The sequence below is a fragment of the Candidatus Chlorohelix allophototropha genome (assembly GCF_030389965.1).
GTDB lineage: Bacteria > Chloroflexota > Chloroflexia > Chloroheliales > Chloroheliaceae > Chlorohelix > Chlorohelix allophototropha.
Genome location: NZ_CP128400.1, coordinates 2422198 through 2439053, shown reverse-complemented (window position 1 = coordinate 2439053; position 16856 = coordinate 2422198). Strand labels below are relative to the sequence as shown.

General features: G+C 45.3%; 15 protein-coding genes. 13 read left to right on the top strand and 2 right to left on the bottom strand.

The features are described from left to right. Positions 1 to 24 precede the first annotated feature (24 nt). The 3 genes from OZ401_RS23040 to OZ401_RS23030 are packed head-to-tail and all read left to right on the top strand — an operon-like array spanning position 25 to position 1772. Positions 25 to 729 (top strand): ABC transporter ATP-binding protein, encoded by a 705-nt coding sequence (locus OZ401_RS23040; RefSeq protein ID WP_341471851.1) that lies wholly within the window; start codon positions 25 to 27, stop codon positions 727 to 729. Continuing rightward, positions 726 to 1370: a maleylpyruvate isomerase N-terminal domain-containing protein gene (locus OZ401_RS23035; protein WP_341470873.1), complete on the top strand. Its 645-nt coding sequence runs from the start codon at positions 726 to 728 to the stop codon at positions 1368 to 1370. The genes OZ401_RS23040 and OZ401_RS23035 overlap by 4 nt, the downstream gene beginning before the upstream one ends. Before the next feature lie 30 nt (positions 1371 to 1400). Then, a complete protein-coding gene (locus OZ401_RS23030) occupies positions 1401 to 1772 on the top strand; it encodes a nuclear transport factor 2 family protein (RefSeq protein WP_341470872.1) in 372 nt (123 codons plus the stop codon). Here OZ401_RS23030 and OZ401_RS23025 read toward each other — a convergent pair. Then, on the bottom strand, positions 1769 to 2365 hold the full coding sequence (locus tag OZ401_RS23025; RefSeq protein ID WP_341470871.1) for a TetR/AcrR family transcriptional regulator: 597 nt from the start codon (positions 2363 to 2365) through the stop codon (positions 1769 to 1771). The two genes, OZ401_RS23030 and OZ401_RS23025, sit on opposite strands and share 4 nt — an antisense overlap. 149 nt (positions 2366 to 2514) lie before the next feature. Between OZ401_RS23025 and OZ401_RS23020 the strand changes: the two genes are divergently transcribed. After that, positions 2515 to 3351, top strand: coding sequence for a M50 family metallopeptidase (locus OZ401_RS23020; protein ID WP_341470870.1), 837 nt, complete (start codon positions 2515 to 2517; stop codon positions 3349 to 3351). Positions 3352 to 3371: 20 nt separating this feature from the next. Further along, a complete protein-coding gene (locus tag OZ401_RS23015) occupies positions 3372 to 4229 on the top strand; it encodes a GNAT family N-acetyltransferase (protein WP_341470869.1) in 858 nt (285 codons plus the stop codon). A 32-nt stretch (positions 4230 to 4261) separates the two neighbouring features. Here the strand turns inward: OZ401_RS23015 and OZ401_RS23010 are convergent, their stop codons facing one another. Continuing rightward, complete coding sequence (locus tag OZ401_RS23010; protein WP_341471850.1) at positions 4262 to 4522, bottom strand: tyrosine-type recombinase/integrase; 261 nt, start codon at positions 4520 to 4522, stop codon at positions 4262 to 4264. Between the two features lie 289 nt (positions 4523 to 4811). On the opposite strand from OZ401_RS23010, the gene OZ401_RS23005 reads away from it, so the two are divergent. The 8 genes from OZ401_RS23005 to OZ401_RS22970 all read left to right on the top strand — a co-directional run bounded on the left by OZ401_RS23005 (position 4812) and on the right by OZ401_RS22970 (position 16855). Then, positions 4812 to 6083, top strand: a complete 1272-nt coding sequence (locus OZ401_RS23005; protein WP_341470868.1) for a M16 family metallopeptidase — start codon at positions 4812 to 4814, stop codon at positions 6081 to 6083. Positions 6084 to 6250: 167 nt separating this feature from the next. Further along, on the top strand, positions 6251 to 6430 hold the full coding sequence (locus OZ401_RS23000; protein WP_341470867.1) for a hypothetical protein: 180 nt from the start codon (positions 6251 to 6253) through the stop codon (positions 6428 to 6430). Positions 6431 to 6435: 5 nt separating this feature from the next. Continuing rightward, positions 6436 to 6804: a response regulator transcription factor gene (locus OZ401_RS22995; RefSeq protein ID WP_341470866.1), complete on the top strand. Its 369-nt coding sequence runs from the start codon at positions 6436 to 6438 to the stop codon at positions 6802 to 6804. 22 nt (positions 6805 to 6826) lie between these two features. Continuing rightward, positions 6827 to 8749, top strand: a complete 1923-nt coding sequence (locus OZ401_RS22990) for a DUF4388 domain-containing protein (RefSeq protein ID WP_341470865.1) — start codon at positions 6827 to 6829, stop codon at positions 8747 to 8749. Between the two features lie 21 nt (positions 8750 to 8770). After that, positions 8771 to 9133 (top strand): response regulator transcription factor, encoded by a 363-nt coding sequence (locus OZ401_RS22985; protein ID WP_341470864.1) that lies wholly within the window; start codon positions 8771 to 8773, stop codon positions 9131 to 9133. A 47-nt stretch (positions 9134 to 9180) separates the two neighbouring features. Continuing rightward, the gene (locus OZ401_RS22980) at positions 9181 to 9759 is read left to right on the top strand and encodes a chemotaxis protein CheW (RefSeq protein ID WP_341470863.1); all 579 of its coding nucleotides are present in this window, start codon (positions 9181 to 9183) and stop codon (positions 9757 to 9759) included. 38 nt (positions 9760 to 9797) lie between these two features. Next, positions 9798 to 12365, top strand: coding sequence for a methyl-accepting chemotaxis protein (locus OZ401_RS22975; protein WP_341470862.1), 2568 nt, complete (start codon positions 9798 to 9800; stop codon positions 12363 to 12365). Positions 12366 to 12373: 8 nt separating this feature from the next. After that, complete coding sequence (locus OZ401_RS22970; RefSeq protein ID WP_341470861.1) at positions 12374 to 16855, top strand: hybrid sensor histidine kinase/response regulator; 4482 nt, start codon at positions 12374 to 12376, stop codon at positions 16853 to 16855. Position 16856: the final 1 nt, after the last annotated feature.

Sequence of the window (16856 nt, the reverse complement as noted above, 5' to 3'; positions counted from 1 at the left end):
CCGGATAGCAAAACGGGTGACACAATCCTGAAAATAGAGAAATTAAATGTGGCTTACGGGGACGTTCAAGTGCTATGGGACGTTGACCTTGAAGTGCAACGGGGTGAGATTTTGGCGTTGGTAGGTTCTAATGGGGCAGGGAAAACCACCTTGCTAAGTACGATTAGCGGGTTGTTAAATCCTAAAAGCGGTGAAATCAATTTTAACGGTAAAAACATTGCAGGGAAACAGGCTCAGGAAATTGTTGGAAATGGTGTAGCGCATGTGCCTGAAGGTCGCCGTCTTTTTGGGGCGCTTTCAGTTCGTGAGAATCTACAAATAGGCGCTTACAAACGCAAGGATAAAGCTCAGATTGCAGCCGATCTAGAATATGTTTTGTCGTTATTTCCGAGAATAAAAGAACGTTTGAACAGTCTTGCCGGAAAGCTGAGCGGCGGGGAACAGCAAATGGTAGCAATAGGTCGTGGTTTGATGGCGCGCCCTTCGCTGTTAATGATTGACGAACTTTCCCTAGGTCTTGCTCCGGTGATAATTGAAAACTTACTTGAAATAATCCAAACGGTAAACCGCGAAGGCACAACCATTTTGATTGTAGAGCAGGATGTGCAAACCGCATTGGAATACGCCAACCGAGGGTATGTGCTGGAAACCGGACATGTAATCCTGACCGGAACTTCCGCTAATTTGCTGGAAGATGACCGAGTCAAGAAAGCTTATCTTGGGCTATGATCCACTTTGCTAAAATTAAAGAAGCATTATACGGGCAAACTGTTCGCACCATTGCACTCATCGAAGAATTAAAAGAAACCGATTGGCAATTGCAAAGTCGCTTACCCGGTTGGGATGTACAACTGCTGGTGGCACATATTTTGCGTGCTTTGACGCTTTTTAATGAATACCTAGAAGGACCGCCACCGGAAACGCCTCCTAATAAGGATCGTCTCACCTATTTCCACTTTGAAGGCGCTGAAATGGCAGGATCAGTTACGCATCGCTCCCTTAAGTTGGCAGAAGCTATTACTCCTGCCGATACTGTAGGGCTATTCCTAAATAACCTAGACATTTGTATGGAAAAATTGGAAAGTGTCAATGCTGCCCTACCCATGCGCTGTATTTTTGGCACAATTACGGTTTCAGAATATGCGGCGACAAGGGTTTTTGAAATTGGTGTGCATACCCTTGATTTGCAGGCATCGTTAGGTTTACCTCTTGAACTAGACCCTGTAGCACAAGAAATTATAGTCCAAATCCTTCAATTGTTGCTGGATAAGCCACGCCCGCCCGAATTGGTGAATGATATTGATTTCATCGAAGCTGCTACAGGGCGCAACCCATTTCCCGGCTTAAAACTTTCCGCTTTCAGTTCCTAGCGCACAACAATAGAAGTAGCGGAGGTGCTTATGGATATTTCTGCTGATGAGACTCTCCGGGTTATAAATGATTTTAACTTAGCTTTTAATCGGCATGATGTGGCTGCTATCATGGCGCTTATGACCGAAGATTGCCTTTTCGATGGCACAGACCCTGCGCCGGATGGCACTCCTTATATTGGGCAAGCAGCAGTAAAGCAATATTGGGAAGATTTTTTCAAAGCTTCTCCCTCCGCCGTTTTCGAGTGGGAGGAGGTTTTTGGTACGGGTGATAAAGCAGTAGTGCGCTGGACTTATAGATGGGTGGACGAGGAAGGTAAAGCGGGGCATGTGCGCGGGGTAGATATAGTCAGAGTAAGCGGCGGTAAAGTGGCTGAGAAACGTTCCTATGTAAAAGGTTAGCCAATAGCGCACCCTCCTAGAAATAGGGTTACCAGTTTAGTTGCCAGTTCGCGATTGTCCAGTTTCTCAAAAGTGGAGATCGGCTCCGCCGCAAAGCCTTCTACCAGATACAAAAATGAACGCGCAAGAAACGCAGGATCTAACGTTTGGAGTTCTCCTCGCCGGATACCCTCGCGCATCACTCTTTCAAGATTACCCGCTACCCCGCTATTCAGGCTCTGTACCACCCCTTTAATCGTATTTTGATACTGATCGAGCGGGTTGAATTGCATCACTTCCCGCAGTATTGAGACTCGGTTATGGCTCTCCTCAAACAATACAATTGCCAATTCTACAAGCTGGTCATGCAAGAACTGTTCTTTGGTGGCTTCTTGCATACGCCTGAAAAAGCGATCCAGTTTGCGCTTCATCACTTCGATAAAAAGAGTCTTTTTATCCTTGAAATAATAATAGACGGTTGGCTCTTTAACGCCAACTCGCTCCATCACATCGCGGATACCGGTATCTTCATAACCTAACTGATCAAATAATTCTTCTGCTGCTGTTAATAATTTGCGTCTGGTTTCGGTGTCTCGCGGTTTTTTGGCACTCATCTGCTATACTCTCTCCTGAGCCGGGTAATATTAGAGTTTAGGGTCAAGTATATCAAATAGCAGTAATGTACGAAACTAAGTGCAGCCACTCTTCGTAAATTTTGCGTTAAGTTGTTTATCTTAAAAAACTTAGTAGGCGAGGTGTTTATATGGCTGGCGGCGGAATCAAGAATATTTTTAAGAGCAATACGGTTAATTCGCTGGACAAAAACTTTGTAATCGGGATGGGGTTGGCAACAATAGTAGTAGTTACGCTGTGGTGGACACCCCTATTATTCCCATTTCGCATGATGACCACCACTGTACATGAGTTGAGCCATGCTATCACCGTTATCCTTACTGGCGGTACGGTGCAAGGCTTTGATGTCAATGTCAATGGCAGTGGAGTGGTGTACTTCGCCGGCGGTTTCTCGCTATTGGTTTATTCTGCGGGATATCTCGGTAGCACTATTTTTGGCGGGGTTATGCTACTGGTAGCCAAGAATGCGAAGGGTAGGCGCGATGCACTTTTGTTTATGGCTATCGGCATCGTGGTTGTTTTGTTGGTTGCAGGTTTGTTGCGTGCCATTCGCAACGGCAATCCTTTTGATATTATAATTTTCCGCGATTTTTGGGCGTTGTTAATAGTAATAATGCTAGTGGGTTTGTTATGGCTGGTGGCTTTTAAAGCACCGGATGTGGTGTCGGCTTTTATTTGTTACACTCTAGCGCTTCTGAGCGTCCTTTACGCTTTATTTGACCTCCTGAACGTCTTTACAGCCAGTTTTAGTCCATGGGGCGGTTTTAACGATGCTCGCGGTCTGGAATCTGCCACCCATATTCCGGCGTTTATTTGGGCGGGGGTGTGGTGCGTAGTGGCAGGCGTAATTCTGTGGCAATTTTTCAGGGCAGCTTTGCGCGGGGGTGGTTCAAGTGAAAAGAGCTTGCCCGGCAAGGGTTCTATGAAATCACCTTTAGACAAATATAATGATAAATTTAATTTCTGAGTAACTTCTAGGAGCGTCGGATGAATGATTTGAACCTAAAAACCTATTCTTCTGCCGTAGAATTTCTGGAAATGATGCAGACTATATTGGAACGTCGGGAAGAAGAAAATAACCTGATGTTGGGTGTTGCCTTGCGCTTGCAAGCTAACCATCTTGCCTACAAGAACCCGCCATATCTGGCGACAGTTGCCGATAATGAAAAGGTGGAACTGGCAGCAACTATGACTCCTCCTTTTCCGCTACTGCTTTTCAGCGAGCGGGAAAACCCTGATTCGGCTCTACAAATGCTGGCGCTAGATTTATACCAAAATGGTTGGCAAGTGCCACGAGTATTGTCAAAACCCGCTTTATCGCTGGAATTTGCCAGAATATGGGCAAGTGTTTCAGGTAGAAAATATCGTGATGGTATGCGTGAACGTATTTATACCCTCAAGCAAGTAATTCCACCGCCCTCTGTGTCCGGTCATTTTCGTCCGGCAAGTTTGGATGATACCGAACTGGTAAGTCAATGGTACCACGATTTCCAACGTGAGGCGTTACCTGACAATGCTGCCTCTGATGCCAGAGACATAGGTAAGGCACGCTTGGTTAATGGAGACATATTTCTATGGGAAGATGCTGGAAAGGTAGTTTCGTTGGCAGTAAAAGCCCGCACTACCAGACATGGTTGCTGCCTCGCCCCGGTTTATACGCCACCTGAATATCGAGGTAGAGGCTATGCCTCCAATTGTGTAGCAGCATTGAGCCAGTATTTGCTCGATACCGGTTATCAATTCACCTGCCTATTTACCGATCTCTCAAACCCTATCTCAAACAGCATCTATATGAAAGTGGGCTATACCCCCCTGATTGATTTTCATGAGTATATTTTTGAGTAATAACTTAAGAATTGCATAAATATTTCACAAAGTCAGGCAGCGCTATTAGCTAAAAGTTGGGCAAGCGGAGGAGTTGGCTTAGCCTGAGCAGTGTTAGAGGTGGGGAAGGGCACTACCCGATCACTCCCACCCTTACCCTGATTTATACGTATTTGGCAACGTTCCAAATCTACCTCCCTTAGTTTAAGATTTACCAATGCACTTACCCGTACTCCGGTATAAAGCAGCGTTTTGACCAACACAATAGCTGAGAAACTTTTGGACTGCCACACTACCTCATAGTAACGGCGTATTTCTTCTTCGGAAAAGCTTCTTAGGCTGACGCTGACGAGCGAGGCTTATGCGTTTGTTTGGAAATTGCTACCAGCTTTGAGGCATTTGCTTTATCATTCATGAAAAGTTTGAACTAAACACTAAAAAGCCCTGCATAATCACCGATATGTATTGACCTTTATTTAGGGTTTGGTTAAAATAGCCTAGTTCAATTTCGTTTATTGTAAAGTAACAAAAGTTTGTTCTGATAGAACATTTCAAGCGCTCGGTTCTTTCTACCTGACAATTGCCAAGCATATAAATAAATTAGTGTATCAAAAAAGCGTCCTAAATAACGGGGTTAGAGTTGTCACCGAGAAAATGCCGGACGTTCACAGCCTTACCATTGGTATTTTGCTGGAAGTAGGGTCACGGCACGAAAAAGCGGAAGAAAACGGCATTGCCCATTGTATCGAACACCTGCTTTTCAGAGGTACTTCGACTAGGGATGCCGCTACTCTAGCGCGGATGATAGACCTTGCAGGCGGTCAACTCGGAGCCTTTACCACAAGAGATTATACTTGTCTGTTTGCAGCGGTTTTGGATGATTACCGAACTTTTGCGCTTGATATTTTCGGTGACCTGCTACTCCACTCGGTATTCGAGGATGAAAGCATTAAACGAGAGCAGGAAGTCATTATTCAGGAGTTGGAAGCTGGAGATGAGCGTCCTGAAAAATTGGCGCAACAGCTTCTCAAAAATATTGCTTGGAATAATCACCCGCTTGGGTCAAATATTTACGGTAATAGAGATTCAGTTGCTTGCCTGAATCGTAATAACATCATAGATTTTTATCTCGACTACTATGGTGCAGATAGAATAATTGTCGCAGCGGCGGGCAACCTAGAACATGAAGACTTTGTAGCGCAAACAAACGATGCATTATGGGCGTTACCTACCAGCCGGGTACTCCACGCCGAAAATAGGGGTAATATAGTCGATTTTCAAGCTGGTTTAGAGGTAAAAAAACGGGACTCCGCCCATATCTACTTTGCCTTAGGCGCACCTGCGCCACACTATACCTCCGAAAACAGGTATAGCGCCTATGTATTGAATAGCCTGTTAGGAGCAGGAATGAGTTCGCGCTTGTACCGGCAAATCCGGGATGAACGCGCGCTGGTTTATGATATCGGTAGCAGCTACCATCCCTATTGTGAAGCAGGTATGTTACTGGTAGAAGGTTTCACTACACCGCCGAACTTCATACCGGTGCTATACCATATAGTTGAAACTTTGCAAAGCTTGTGTACTGAATCGGTTAGTGAAGAAGAAATATGGCGGGCAAAAGAACGGCTTCGCGGAGAAATCTTACTGGGGGCTGAGTCGAGCAATTCTCGAATGAGCCAGTTAAGCACACAGGAATTATATTTCGGACGACATATTCAGTTAGACGAATTGGTTACAGAAATTCGGGCAGTTTCCACCGAAAGCATAACCGCAATGGCTAGTGATATATTTCAGCCCGGTAATATAGCTTTAGCGGCTGTCGGTGCAATTGACGAGTTAGAACAAGATTATGTACTTAGCTTGTTGGGCTTGTAAAGATTACAATTGTAATCAATCTTGTCTTATGTGTTAAAATGTAATGAATTATTTTCATTCCGACTGGTAAAACTTTTTTGTGGGTTTTTCTGATAAATTTAGGGTATAGCAGTTTTATGTAATAAAATTATCAAACAAGTTTTACTCTGTAACACGGAGTGGTTGAAATGGCAAATGATGACAAGAACAAGAAAGACCTTGACCCAAGAATTAAACGCAATTGGGAAGATATTCAGAAACGGCATTCGTACCCGGTAAATGCCATCGGGGTGCGCATCGACCCGAAGGATAAAGAAACCTTGCGAGTCTGGCGAGAGAATGGAATAGACAGGTTTCTGAAAGAGTGAGTTGAGTGATCAAGAGCAAACTAGTACTGGTGGTAGACGATAGCCCCACTATTCGCAAAATTGTTGAAATTACACTCAAGAGAGAAGGCTACCGGGTAAACACCTGTGAAAGCGCAATGAAAGCTCTCGCCAGTATCACAGATGAACCGCCTGATCTAGTGCTGCTGGATGTGATGTTACCGGTAATGGACGGTTACCAAGTTTGCAAAATAATCAAGAGTCGATATCGGAATCTGCCGGTTATTATGCTAACCAGCAAAGATGGTTTCTTTGATAAAATGCGTGGTAAAATAGCGGGATCAACCCAATATATTACCAAACCTTTCGAACCCAAAGAACTACTGGCGGTTGTTCGGAAACACACCGGCAGTTAGACCGGGAGGTTAAGAACACTGGATGGCTTCAAGTACCATATTAAACGGGCGAATTGATAAAACAGACTTGCCGACCCTACTACGTACCGCTGAGAAAGAAAAGCTGAGCGGTGAGTTAGGTTTCCAGCGTCAAAATGAGAAAATTAACCTATATTACCTCTTTGGGCAGCTTTATCATGCCAAATGGGGTGATATCAATGGTATTGATGCTGTCCGTGAGCTATTGAACTGGAGAAATGGTACTTATATCTTCACTGAAGGAATAATTCCTGCCCAAGCCAGTATCAACGATGATATAGATTTAATCCTTGCCAAAGCCCCAAACCGAGGGGGACGACCTCAAACCGGGTCATTGCCGGCAATACCTCAGTCAGTGCCAATTTCAGTCGCGTTACCTAATTTGGAAACAGGCAACTACATGGCTGATTTGGTTCCATTCGACCTGAAAGATTTAGGAACAAGCGACGAACAAGCGTCTAAGGTTTCAGCAAGTAGAGAGTTTAAAACTCCCCCTTCTGGCAATGGTATAAACCAAAATAACCCCGAATTATTTGAACTGCCGCCTACCCTCACCGATGATAATCAGCTTGCCCATGAACCCCCTTCAAATGGTCTCTACCGTACCCGCTATATTTGTCTGCCCCTTGGCGAGCAAATGTCCAATTCGCTGGTAGCTACCGGACCTCAATTGGAAGGCGAGTTGATAAGTCTTGCCAGCATTGGCTTCACCGGCTATGTATTGGGTGGGCCCGAAGTTGATGGATTGCCGGCAGTGGGTATCGCAATGTACCATGGGCGTTTTATCCACGCCTTTTACCACGCGAGGGGTCAGACCGGCCCAATTATGCATGACGGTGAGAAAGCTTTCCGGGCGGTCATTGAGCAAAAGGGCAGTGGTACAGCTCGCTTTTATTGGTTCTATGAAATAAGCATGGAATTAATGCGCGCCTCGATTGCACTATTGACTCCACCTACCCGCTATTCGCATCTTGAAGTTCGCATCGTGCGCTTCAAGGAATTGCTACGAATGCTCGGCGAAGAGAATCATACCGGTTGTGTAAGAATCAATGTGTCGCCAAAAGCAATAGGGTCTGATGGCAAGTCCAGCCTGTTAGCCGGAGAAACCGCCTATATTCCGCTCTATGAAGGGTCGATTATGGGGCTTTGGACTGATAATTTCCCGCGAATCTCCAATGATGGGCAATTACTCCAGCGGTTTCTGAACGAACCACAAGCCTATCTTGATTTGCATACTACTGTACCGATCAGTGAACCCGGTCTTACGCTTGAAACTGTATTGCGGGCACCAACAGCAAATCATACTGAGAAATTTGCCATAAATGTACCGCCAGCGCCTACTATGACGCCACCTGAACCAACTCAATATACGCCGATTCCCCAACCTCCGTTACAGCCAACTTTTGAACCTTTGGCTGTCAATGTGCCGATGCACGAACAGGTTATGCCTCTAGACGATGATGAGCGGCAATTGCGCTTGATTACCGCTATTTCACGGATGGAGTCAACTTGGACACAAGCACAAAAGAAAGAACGGGTGGAAATGCATACCGCCCTTTTACTATTGGCAGGTTTCGTCAATGATGTATTATCATTGTCCGAGAGCGCCAATGGGCGGCGCGTTGTTCTAGAGATGATTAATCATGGCCTTCAAAATGAATTTGCTCCTTACATCAATTTTATGTTGAGTATAGACATCCCTAACGGACGTATTAATCTAGTAAAATTATTACGGGGATATGAAGTTTATTCAAGAGAAGGCGAAAGAGCCTCTTCAGAGTTCTATCGGGAAGCCGCAAAAGCCTTGCGTACCGTAATACGCAGTTGCTTCCAGTCTTATGTAGGTTTCGTCCGTCGGGAAACAGTTCGTTTTGAATCCCAAGAGATGTACGAAATTTTCCTGCAAGACGTTGTTAGGCGCATATAACACTAGCGAGGAAACAACGGAATGCCGCACAAAATATTAGTAGTTGATGACAGTCCCACAGAGCGTACTTTGATGAGTTTGCCGCTTCAACAAGCGGGATATTATATCGTTACCGCTGTGGACGGAGATGATGCGCTTGATAAGATTGTCAAAGAGAATCCCGATCTGGTAGTGCTAGATGTAGTAATGCCAAAAAAAAACGGCTATCAGGTTTGTCGCGAGATTCGTACTCGCCTTGGGAAAGAAAAGTTGCCAGTTATAATGCTTACCACCAAAAGTGAAGCAAGTGATAAATTCTGGGGCATGAAACAGGGCGCTAACGAATATATAACCAAACCATTTAAAGGTGAAGAACTGGTAGCAATAGTTAAACGCTTGCTATAAATCTTTCCTTTATCGGTTATCCTAAATATACATGTGGGTTTTGTTCTATGACAAATCCTTTCCAGATGGGTGATACCAGTATCACTTCCCCTGAAAGTTTTTCATACAAAGAAACCGGACCAGCGCCGGTGCAATATTTGCTGTTTACCCTTGCCGGTAATAAATATGGTGTGCCTATAAATCAGCTTCAGGAAGTATTGAGGTTTAATCCTGAAGCGCTCGCACCCGTCCCCAATACCGCAGATTGGCTGGAAGGTATTATCAGCCTACGTGGGGTAATAACTTCAGTGGTAAACCTCAAAATATATCTCGAACTTGAGACCGGTTATACGTCAAACCTTTCTTCCATTGATTTTGTTATTGGTAGAGCAGTACCACGCTTGCTAGTGGTGTATGCTAATAACCTGTCAACTGCATTACTGGTAGAAGATATAAATGGGATTCTATTTGTAGAGCCTGAGCAAATCCTACCTGTAACCCAAGCCGTAAAAGACAGCTATGGGAAAATTGGGGATTTTTTAAGTGGGTTCTATACTGATCAAGAAACCAATACAACAATAGCCCTGATAAACGCTCAAAACCTGATTACTGCTCCGACCTTACAGCGAGTGAGTGCAGCAACTTAGTCTCCCTTTCTAGGCAGACTCAAAGGAGATATAGATTAATGCAAAAGTTATTTCGTGTTCAAGATTGGTCTATCTTCTATAAGCTATTGGCTGCCTTCATCATTATTGCGCTTGCTGCCCTCATTCCGGTTTCTATAATTAACCAGCAACAAGCAAGACAAGGTCTTTTACAGGAAGCGCAAAGAAACCTTTCAAACCTTAGTCGTAATACTACCAATGCAGTCAGCGATTATTTATTCGAACGGGCGCGGGATATGGATCAAATAGCCATCAACGATGCGCTCGTTAACTTTATGAAGACTGCGCAAACCGACCGCAGTGCGCTAGGTCCGAACAACCGCGATCAGCGTGATACCGTAACCTTGATTAGAACTCGCGCACCTTTAATGGGTCAGGATACTTATCTGGTATTGGCGAACCCCACTGGACAAATCGAAATCACCTCCGAACCTGAAGGCGGTTTGCGTGCGGGGGAATCAAACAACATCTCCGACCAGACTTACTTTCAAGATATTATTAGTAAGAAAAAAACAGTAGTTATTACTGACCCTCAAATCGTACACTTCAATGAGAAAAGTGGCACAGTAGACGCAGTCATTACCTTTGCTGCCCCAGTCCATGATGCCTCATCTCAGATAATTGGAATAGTAGCTGCCCGAATACCACTTAACGATATTTGGCAAATTGTAAATGCCGATAAAGAAGCCGCCGGACCGGGTAGCTTTGCAATGCTAGTAGATAGTAGCGGAGTACGTATTGCGGATAGTCGTTCAACCGATGATGCCTTAGGCAATTCCAAGTATCTCTTTTCTGTCCTTTATGCTATTCCTGCCAGTGGTACTGGTAGCGCACAGGAACTTCTCGCCACTAACCGTTTCCCCAAAGATTTCAATTTTGCCAATAAACAAGACACTATTCAGGGGATTTTCGATAGGTCACAAAGCCAGAATTTTGATACCAATAATCGCTTTTTTGAAATAAAGCTTAATAATGCCGATTATCAAGGTGCTTACGGGCGCACTAGCTCAAAACAATGGAGTTACTACGTACTTGTACCAAACTCCACTTTCGCCGCTGCTGCCAATAATATTACCAACACCTCAATTATTCTCGGTATTATTGCAGTGGTTCTGTTGCTTATCGTCGCATTTTTTCTGGCTAACACGCTAACCCAACCAATCCGTCGCATTATTCGAGTTTTGGGACGCATCGGTATAGGCGATTTTGATGCCCGTGTGCCGGTAACCAACCAAGATGAATTGGGGCAATTGAGCATTACCCTTAACGCGATGTTTGACAACACCCTGACGCTGATTCAAAGCCGCGAGGAAAAAGAACAACTTCAATCACAAATTACCCGCTTGCTGGAAGAAATCAGCACAGTAGCAGAAGGTGACTTGACGGTTCAAGCCGAAGTAACCGCCGATATGACCGGGGCAATTGCCGACTCCTTCAACCTGATGATTGAAGAATTGCGCAAAACCATTATCAACATCCAACGCGCTAACAGTCAAACCAACGATTATGTAAACTTGATGGTAGAAAATGCGCAAAGACTTGATCGAGTATCAGACCGACAAGCAAACCGGGTTATGAGCGTTTCCGGTAACGTCAATGAAATGAACATCGCCATTCAGCGCGTATCGGCAGCCGCCAATGATGCGGCAAAAGTAGCGCAGGAAGCCCGTGCTAATGCCGGATATGGCGAAGAAGCGGTTACACGCACTATTAGCAGTATGAACCGTATTCGGAATAACGTGCAGGAAACCGCTAAGAAAATCAAACGTCTAGGTGAGAGTTCTCAGCAAATCGGTGAAATTGTAAAATTAATTGACGACATAGCCGATCAAACTAATATGTTGGCTTTGAACGCTGCTATCCAAGCTGCTACCGCCGGTGAACAGGGGAAAGGCTTCTCTATGGTCACTGAAGAGGTGCGCCGCTTGGCACAGCGTAGTTCAAACGCTGCCCGCGAAATTGCGCACTTGGTCAAATCCATTCAGGATGATACTGCCGCCGCAGTAGTCGCAATGGAAGAAGGCACTTCAGAAGTAGTAGAAGGTTCTAGAATTGCGGACGAAGCCGGTAAAGCGTTAATCGCGATTGAAGAAGTAGTAGGTAAACTGGCAAATTTGAGCTTTGCAATTTCGGAAAGCTCGGTGCAACAAGCCGGTACTTCCAATGATATTGCCCGAAGCATGAACGAAATTTCCAGCCTCACCCAAGAAGCAGTCGCTTTGCGCCACCAATCCGGTGAAGTAGTGAAGATGGTTGAGAAAACCGCGCAGGAATTGCGCTCTTCTGTTGCCGCCTTTAAAGTTACCGAAGATACCCCTACCTTTGATGCTTTAAATCTTTACGCACCACACGCACAAACTCAGGACGAATTACCCGCCCCTACTTTCGCGCCACCGCTAGTACCAGTCGCGCAAACTAACGGGAAACCGCTCGAAATTTCCAATCCAGCAGGATTCTCTCATCTCAACGACAATGGTGATATAGACCTTTCTTCTTTGCTTACCGATGAATCTGACTTCTTCGATTCCATATTTGATGAGGTGGGTGCAAACAAAACTCCTGTTGAACCACCACAGGCGATGGGATAATAAACTATATGGAATTCGAAGCCGAAATCGTCTTATCCTTCCTGGATGAGGTAAGTGAATATATACCGCAATTGCAGCGCCACTTCAAGGCGTTAGACAAGAATCCAAATGATAGGGAGAGTTTGGATGAAGCGTATCGCCTTGCCCATAGCATCAAAGGGTCAGCTTCAATGCTGGAAATGGAGGAAATGCGGCGGATAGGTTGGGAATTAGAACAAGCTTTACTGCCTTTTATCGAAAAAAAATCGCGTTATCGAACAGAGTTGAGTCAGCAAATGCTCAGTCGAGTGCAAAACTTGGCAAATCTGATAGATAGCAAACGCCAAGAACTTAGCAGCGAAACACCAGAGCCAACTCCAGCGTCAGCGTCCGCGCCACTCGAATGGGACGTTTTTGATGAGATGCCAACCTTTTCTCCGACGTGGGAACCACCTATTACACCTGCTTCCCCTCCTTTAACAAATTCCTCTCGAACGAGACAGCGCGAAACTCTGGACGATTTGATTTTGGAATTTAGCCAAATAAAGGATACACCTGAAGGGGATAATTCAGAACCGCTACCGGACTTGTCGAATATTTCACTGGGTTTTGGTTTTAATACAGAACACCCTAAAAGCAAGCACAACGCCGACCCTGTTTTACAGCCTAATTCAATCGATTGGACCAGTTCACCTTTATATGATGTAATATTCAACGATTTCGAAGAAAATATTCCTGTACCGCCACCTGCAATAGCAGATAATATATTGCCTTATCCAACACCCATTTATATCCCTTCTCAATCGTCATTTGATGTAGTTTTTGAACCAGATCAAATACCTATGGAACTTGATGAACTACAGGATGAAATGGATAGGAGGATTCGTGATATAACCTCCGGCGGTTATAACCATACCCCACCACATCAACTCGATTCGATTCCTCCTGCTTGGATGGATAACACTCCTGAAAGCGCCGAAGATGAAATCACCTCAATTGATGATTTCCACGAAATTGAAGAAATTCTAAGCGCCAACAATGTAGAAGAACAGGTCAATCAGCTACAAGAGCAAATTTTGCCGCATCTTGAAGGTAACCCAAACGATGTTGTAGGAGCTATGTTACCCTCCGAACTGGTAGTTAATGATGATGAACTGCTGGTCTCGATTGACAAAGAATTGGCTTCACGCGAATTCAATGATATTAGCCACCTCGGTGAGATCAATGCAGTGCCTCCGCTTGGTAGTGAGGAAAAACTTGCTGATTTCCACGAAGCCTCACAGCTATTCACCGAACTGGAAGCCGCCGATATCGAACCTGCCCCAGAAGAAAAACTCATTGGGATGAGTTTTCATGAAGTAGAAGCAGTAGAGGCTGCCCTTCAACAACTGCGGCAGGGACAAATCGGAGACTTGGGCGATTTAAGCGAAGAGGATATAGCGGCGCTGGAAGCAATGGATACTACCGGGTTTGGTTTTGAACCGGGTCCGATATTTTTAGCAGAAGCGCAAGGTGATATTGACAGAATCAGCCAATTAACCCAAAATTTTGGGGAGCAAAGTCACATTGATGGCACTGCCTCACAATTGAACCAAACTTCTGCAATGCTACGTAAAGCGGCTGAGATGATGGGTTTAGCGAAAATTGCCGACCAGATAACTATCATCGAAGAAATTAGCGGTGCGGTTGAGAACGGAAATTTGCCGACAAGCCCGGAAATAGGCGAAATGTTGCGTAGCGCCGTAGCCGATCTTAATTTTTTGCTTGAACCACACCGCAATGCAGCATCAGCCTTTACACCTACGCCTATCCCACAAGGCGATGAAGAAATATTTGCCCTAGAAGCTGAATCAGAACTAGCAAATATTCAGCTTGAATCAGAAATAACTAACTCTCCGATTGCCCGTTTTGGCAATGAAAGAAGCACTGCAACGGCAACACCTCCTTCTGGAGTTGAATTAGACACCGAACTGGCAGAAGTTTTTGCCGGGGAGGCGCGTGAACATATTCAGAACCTTGATCTCTACCTCGGACGACTCGAAAAAGAACCTACCAACCGGGAAATCATTCGGGAAATCCGACGTACTGCCCACACCCTTAAAGGGTCAGCAGCAATGGTTGGTTTCACCGTAATCAGCCAAACCTCTCATCTAATGGAGGACTTGCTGGATCGCCTTTATGACGGCTTAATGGAAGTCAATAAGGAGACAGTTGAGCTTTTATTCGTTACCTTTAACTATATTGATAACACCGCCCGCGGTCTCGAACGAGGTCGCCCGGAAAACCCTGCTACTCTTAATGAATTACGCCCGCGCTATGCCGCCATTATCGGCGAGGAAGAAGAAGAATCCAAGGGGGGCGCATTTATATTTAAGGGAGCACAGACACAAGCAACTGCTGAATTTGAGATACCGACGCTACATGCCGTAAGAGATGAGGAAATAGCGGCGCTAGAGGTTGAGCAAACGGTTCAACCGGAAGAAACACGAATTCCTGTTTCTGGTCCGCTAGATGTGGAAATTGAGGTGCGCGTCCCGATTAAACGGCTAAATGAAATGCTGAACCAAGTAGGCGAATTGGTTATCAACCGCACCGTGCTAGAACAAAATTCTCAGGTATATAACCGGGTAGTAGAAGAATTAAACCTTTCGCTTAAACGTTTGCAGCGACTTACTCGTGAGCTTGAAACCCGCTATGAAGTAGAACTATTGAAAAGCGCCGGTGTTTCAACCGGAAGTGCAACCGCTATACCCGAATTTTCCGGTTATGGCAACAGATTTGCACCCGATGCTTACGGCGAAGAATTTGATACGCTGGAAATGGATCGCTATACCGAGTTCCACCAGTTTTCTCGCCAAATGACTGAAACTGTCTCCGACCTTTCCACAATGCAAAGAGACCTTGAAACGCTGCGTAACGACCTCGAAAACCTGACTATGCAACAAGGGCGCATCACCGACGATTTGCAAGATAAATTGGTGAAAATCCGCCTCGTTCCTCTCTCCACTCTTACGCCACGCTTGTACCGAACCGCTCGAACAGTAGCGGCAGGAGAGGGCAAAGAAGTGCAATTCCTAGTTTCAGGCGATACTACAATGGTTGATAAAACAATCATTGAAGAAATCGGGGATCCACTTTTACACCTGATACGAAATGCAGTAGATCATGGGATTGAAATGCCGGAGGAGCGGGAAGCGCTGGATAAACCGCGTCAAGGTACGGTGACTTTTACGGCACGCACCGAGGGTACTCAAGTAGTAATTGAAATACGCGACGATGGCGCAGGTATTGACACTGAAATGTTCCTTCTCCGAGGTATGGAAAAAGGTTTGTTAAGACCAGATTCAAACCCGACCCTCTCGGAAATTTATAACCTAATGTTCATACCCGGTTTCAGCACTTCCGTAACAATCAGCGAAATTTCAGGACGTGGTATCGGTCTCGATGTAGTACAGGCTAATGTAGCGGCGCTAAAAGGCATCATCGAAGTTGAATCGGAGCGGGGAGTAGGTACTGTTTTCACCATACGCCTGCCAAGCACGCTCACCATTACCCGTGCAATTCTTGTGAAAAGCGGGGGATACACCTATGCTATTCCGGTTGGTATTATCGAACGTACTACCAGAATTGATGCTGGTACTATCGAACTTATGGCGAGCAAACCTTACTTTCACCCTGAGGACGAAAATTCGAGTCTGCCTTTAATAAATATGCGAGAATTGTTACACCTACCCAACCGTCTGCGAAACCATGATTTTGAGGAAGACAGCAATACCTCGCGCACAGACAGACCTTTGCTGATATTGGCAGGCTTAGACCGCTATGCGCTAGAAGTAGATGAATTGGTTGGACAACAGGAAGTTGTAATTAAAGATCTCGGTACTCACCTCAAAACGGTGCAGGGTATTCTTGGCTCTACTATACTCGGCAACGGGCAAGTGGTACTGATTTTGAATATTTTTGAGCTTTTGGTGATGTCAGGCTTGCGAGGCGGTAGTTATGTCTCCGGTTTTGTCAGCACTCCTAAAGCAAAACCACCGGAAAGCGTTACTGCTGCACACGAAATGAGGCGAGGTACTACGGGACGGCTACGCATGCCGGGAGTACAACCACAGGACGTGTTTAAACAAAGGCGTTCGCCGATGATTCAAGTTGTTGATGACTCACTCAGTGTCCGAAAAGTGTTATCAAGTATGCTGGAAAAATCCGGTTTCAGGGTACGCACCAGTAAGGACGGACAAGAAGCGTTGGAAGCCCTTCAGCAGCTTTCCGCGCCTGACCTGATAATAATGGACATCGAAATGCCACGTATGGATGGATACGAACTCACACACTTGCTAAAATCAAGCCCGCTATACCGCAACATCCCGGTTGTAATGCTAACCAGTCGCGGTGGTATCAAGCATCGGCAAAAAGCCGAAGATATGGGCGCAGATGGATTTTTGGTGAAACCTTATCAAGAGGAGGAATTGTTGCAAATGGTGAGCGTTTTGCTTACCAGAGCACACTAAT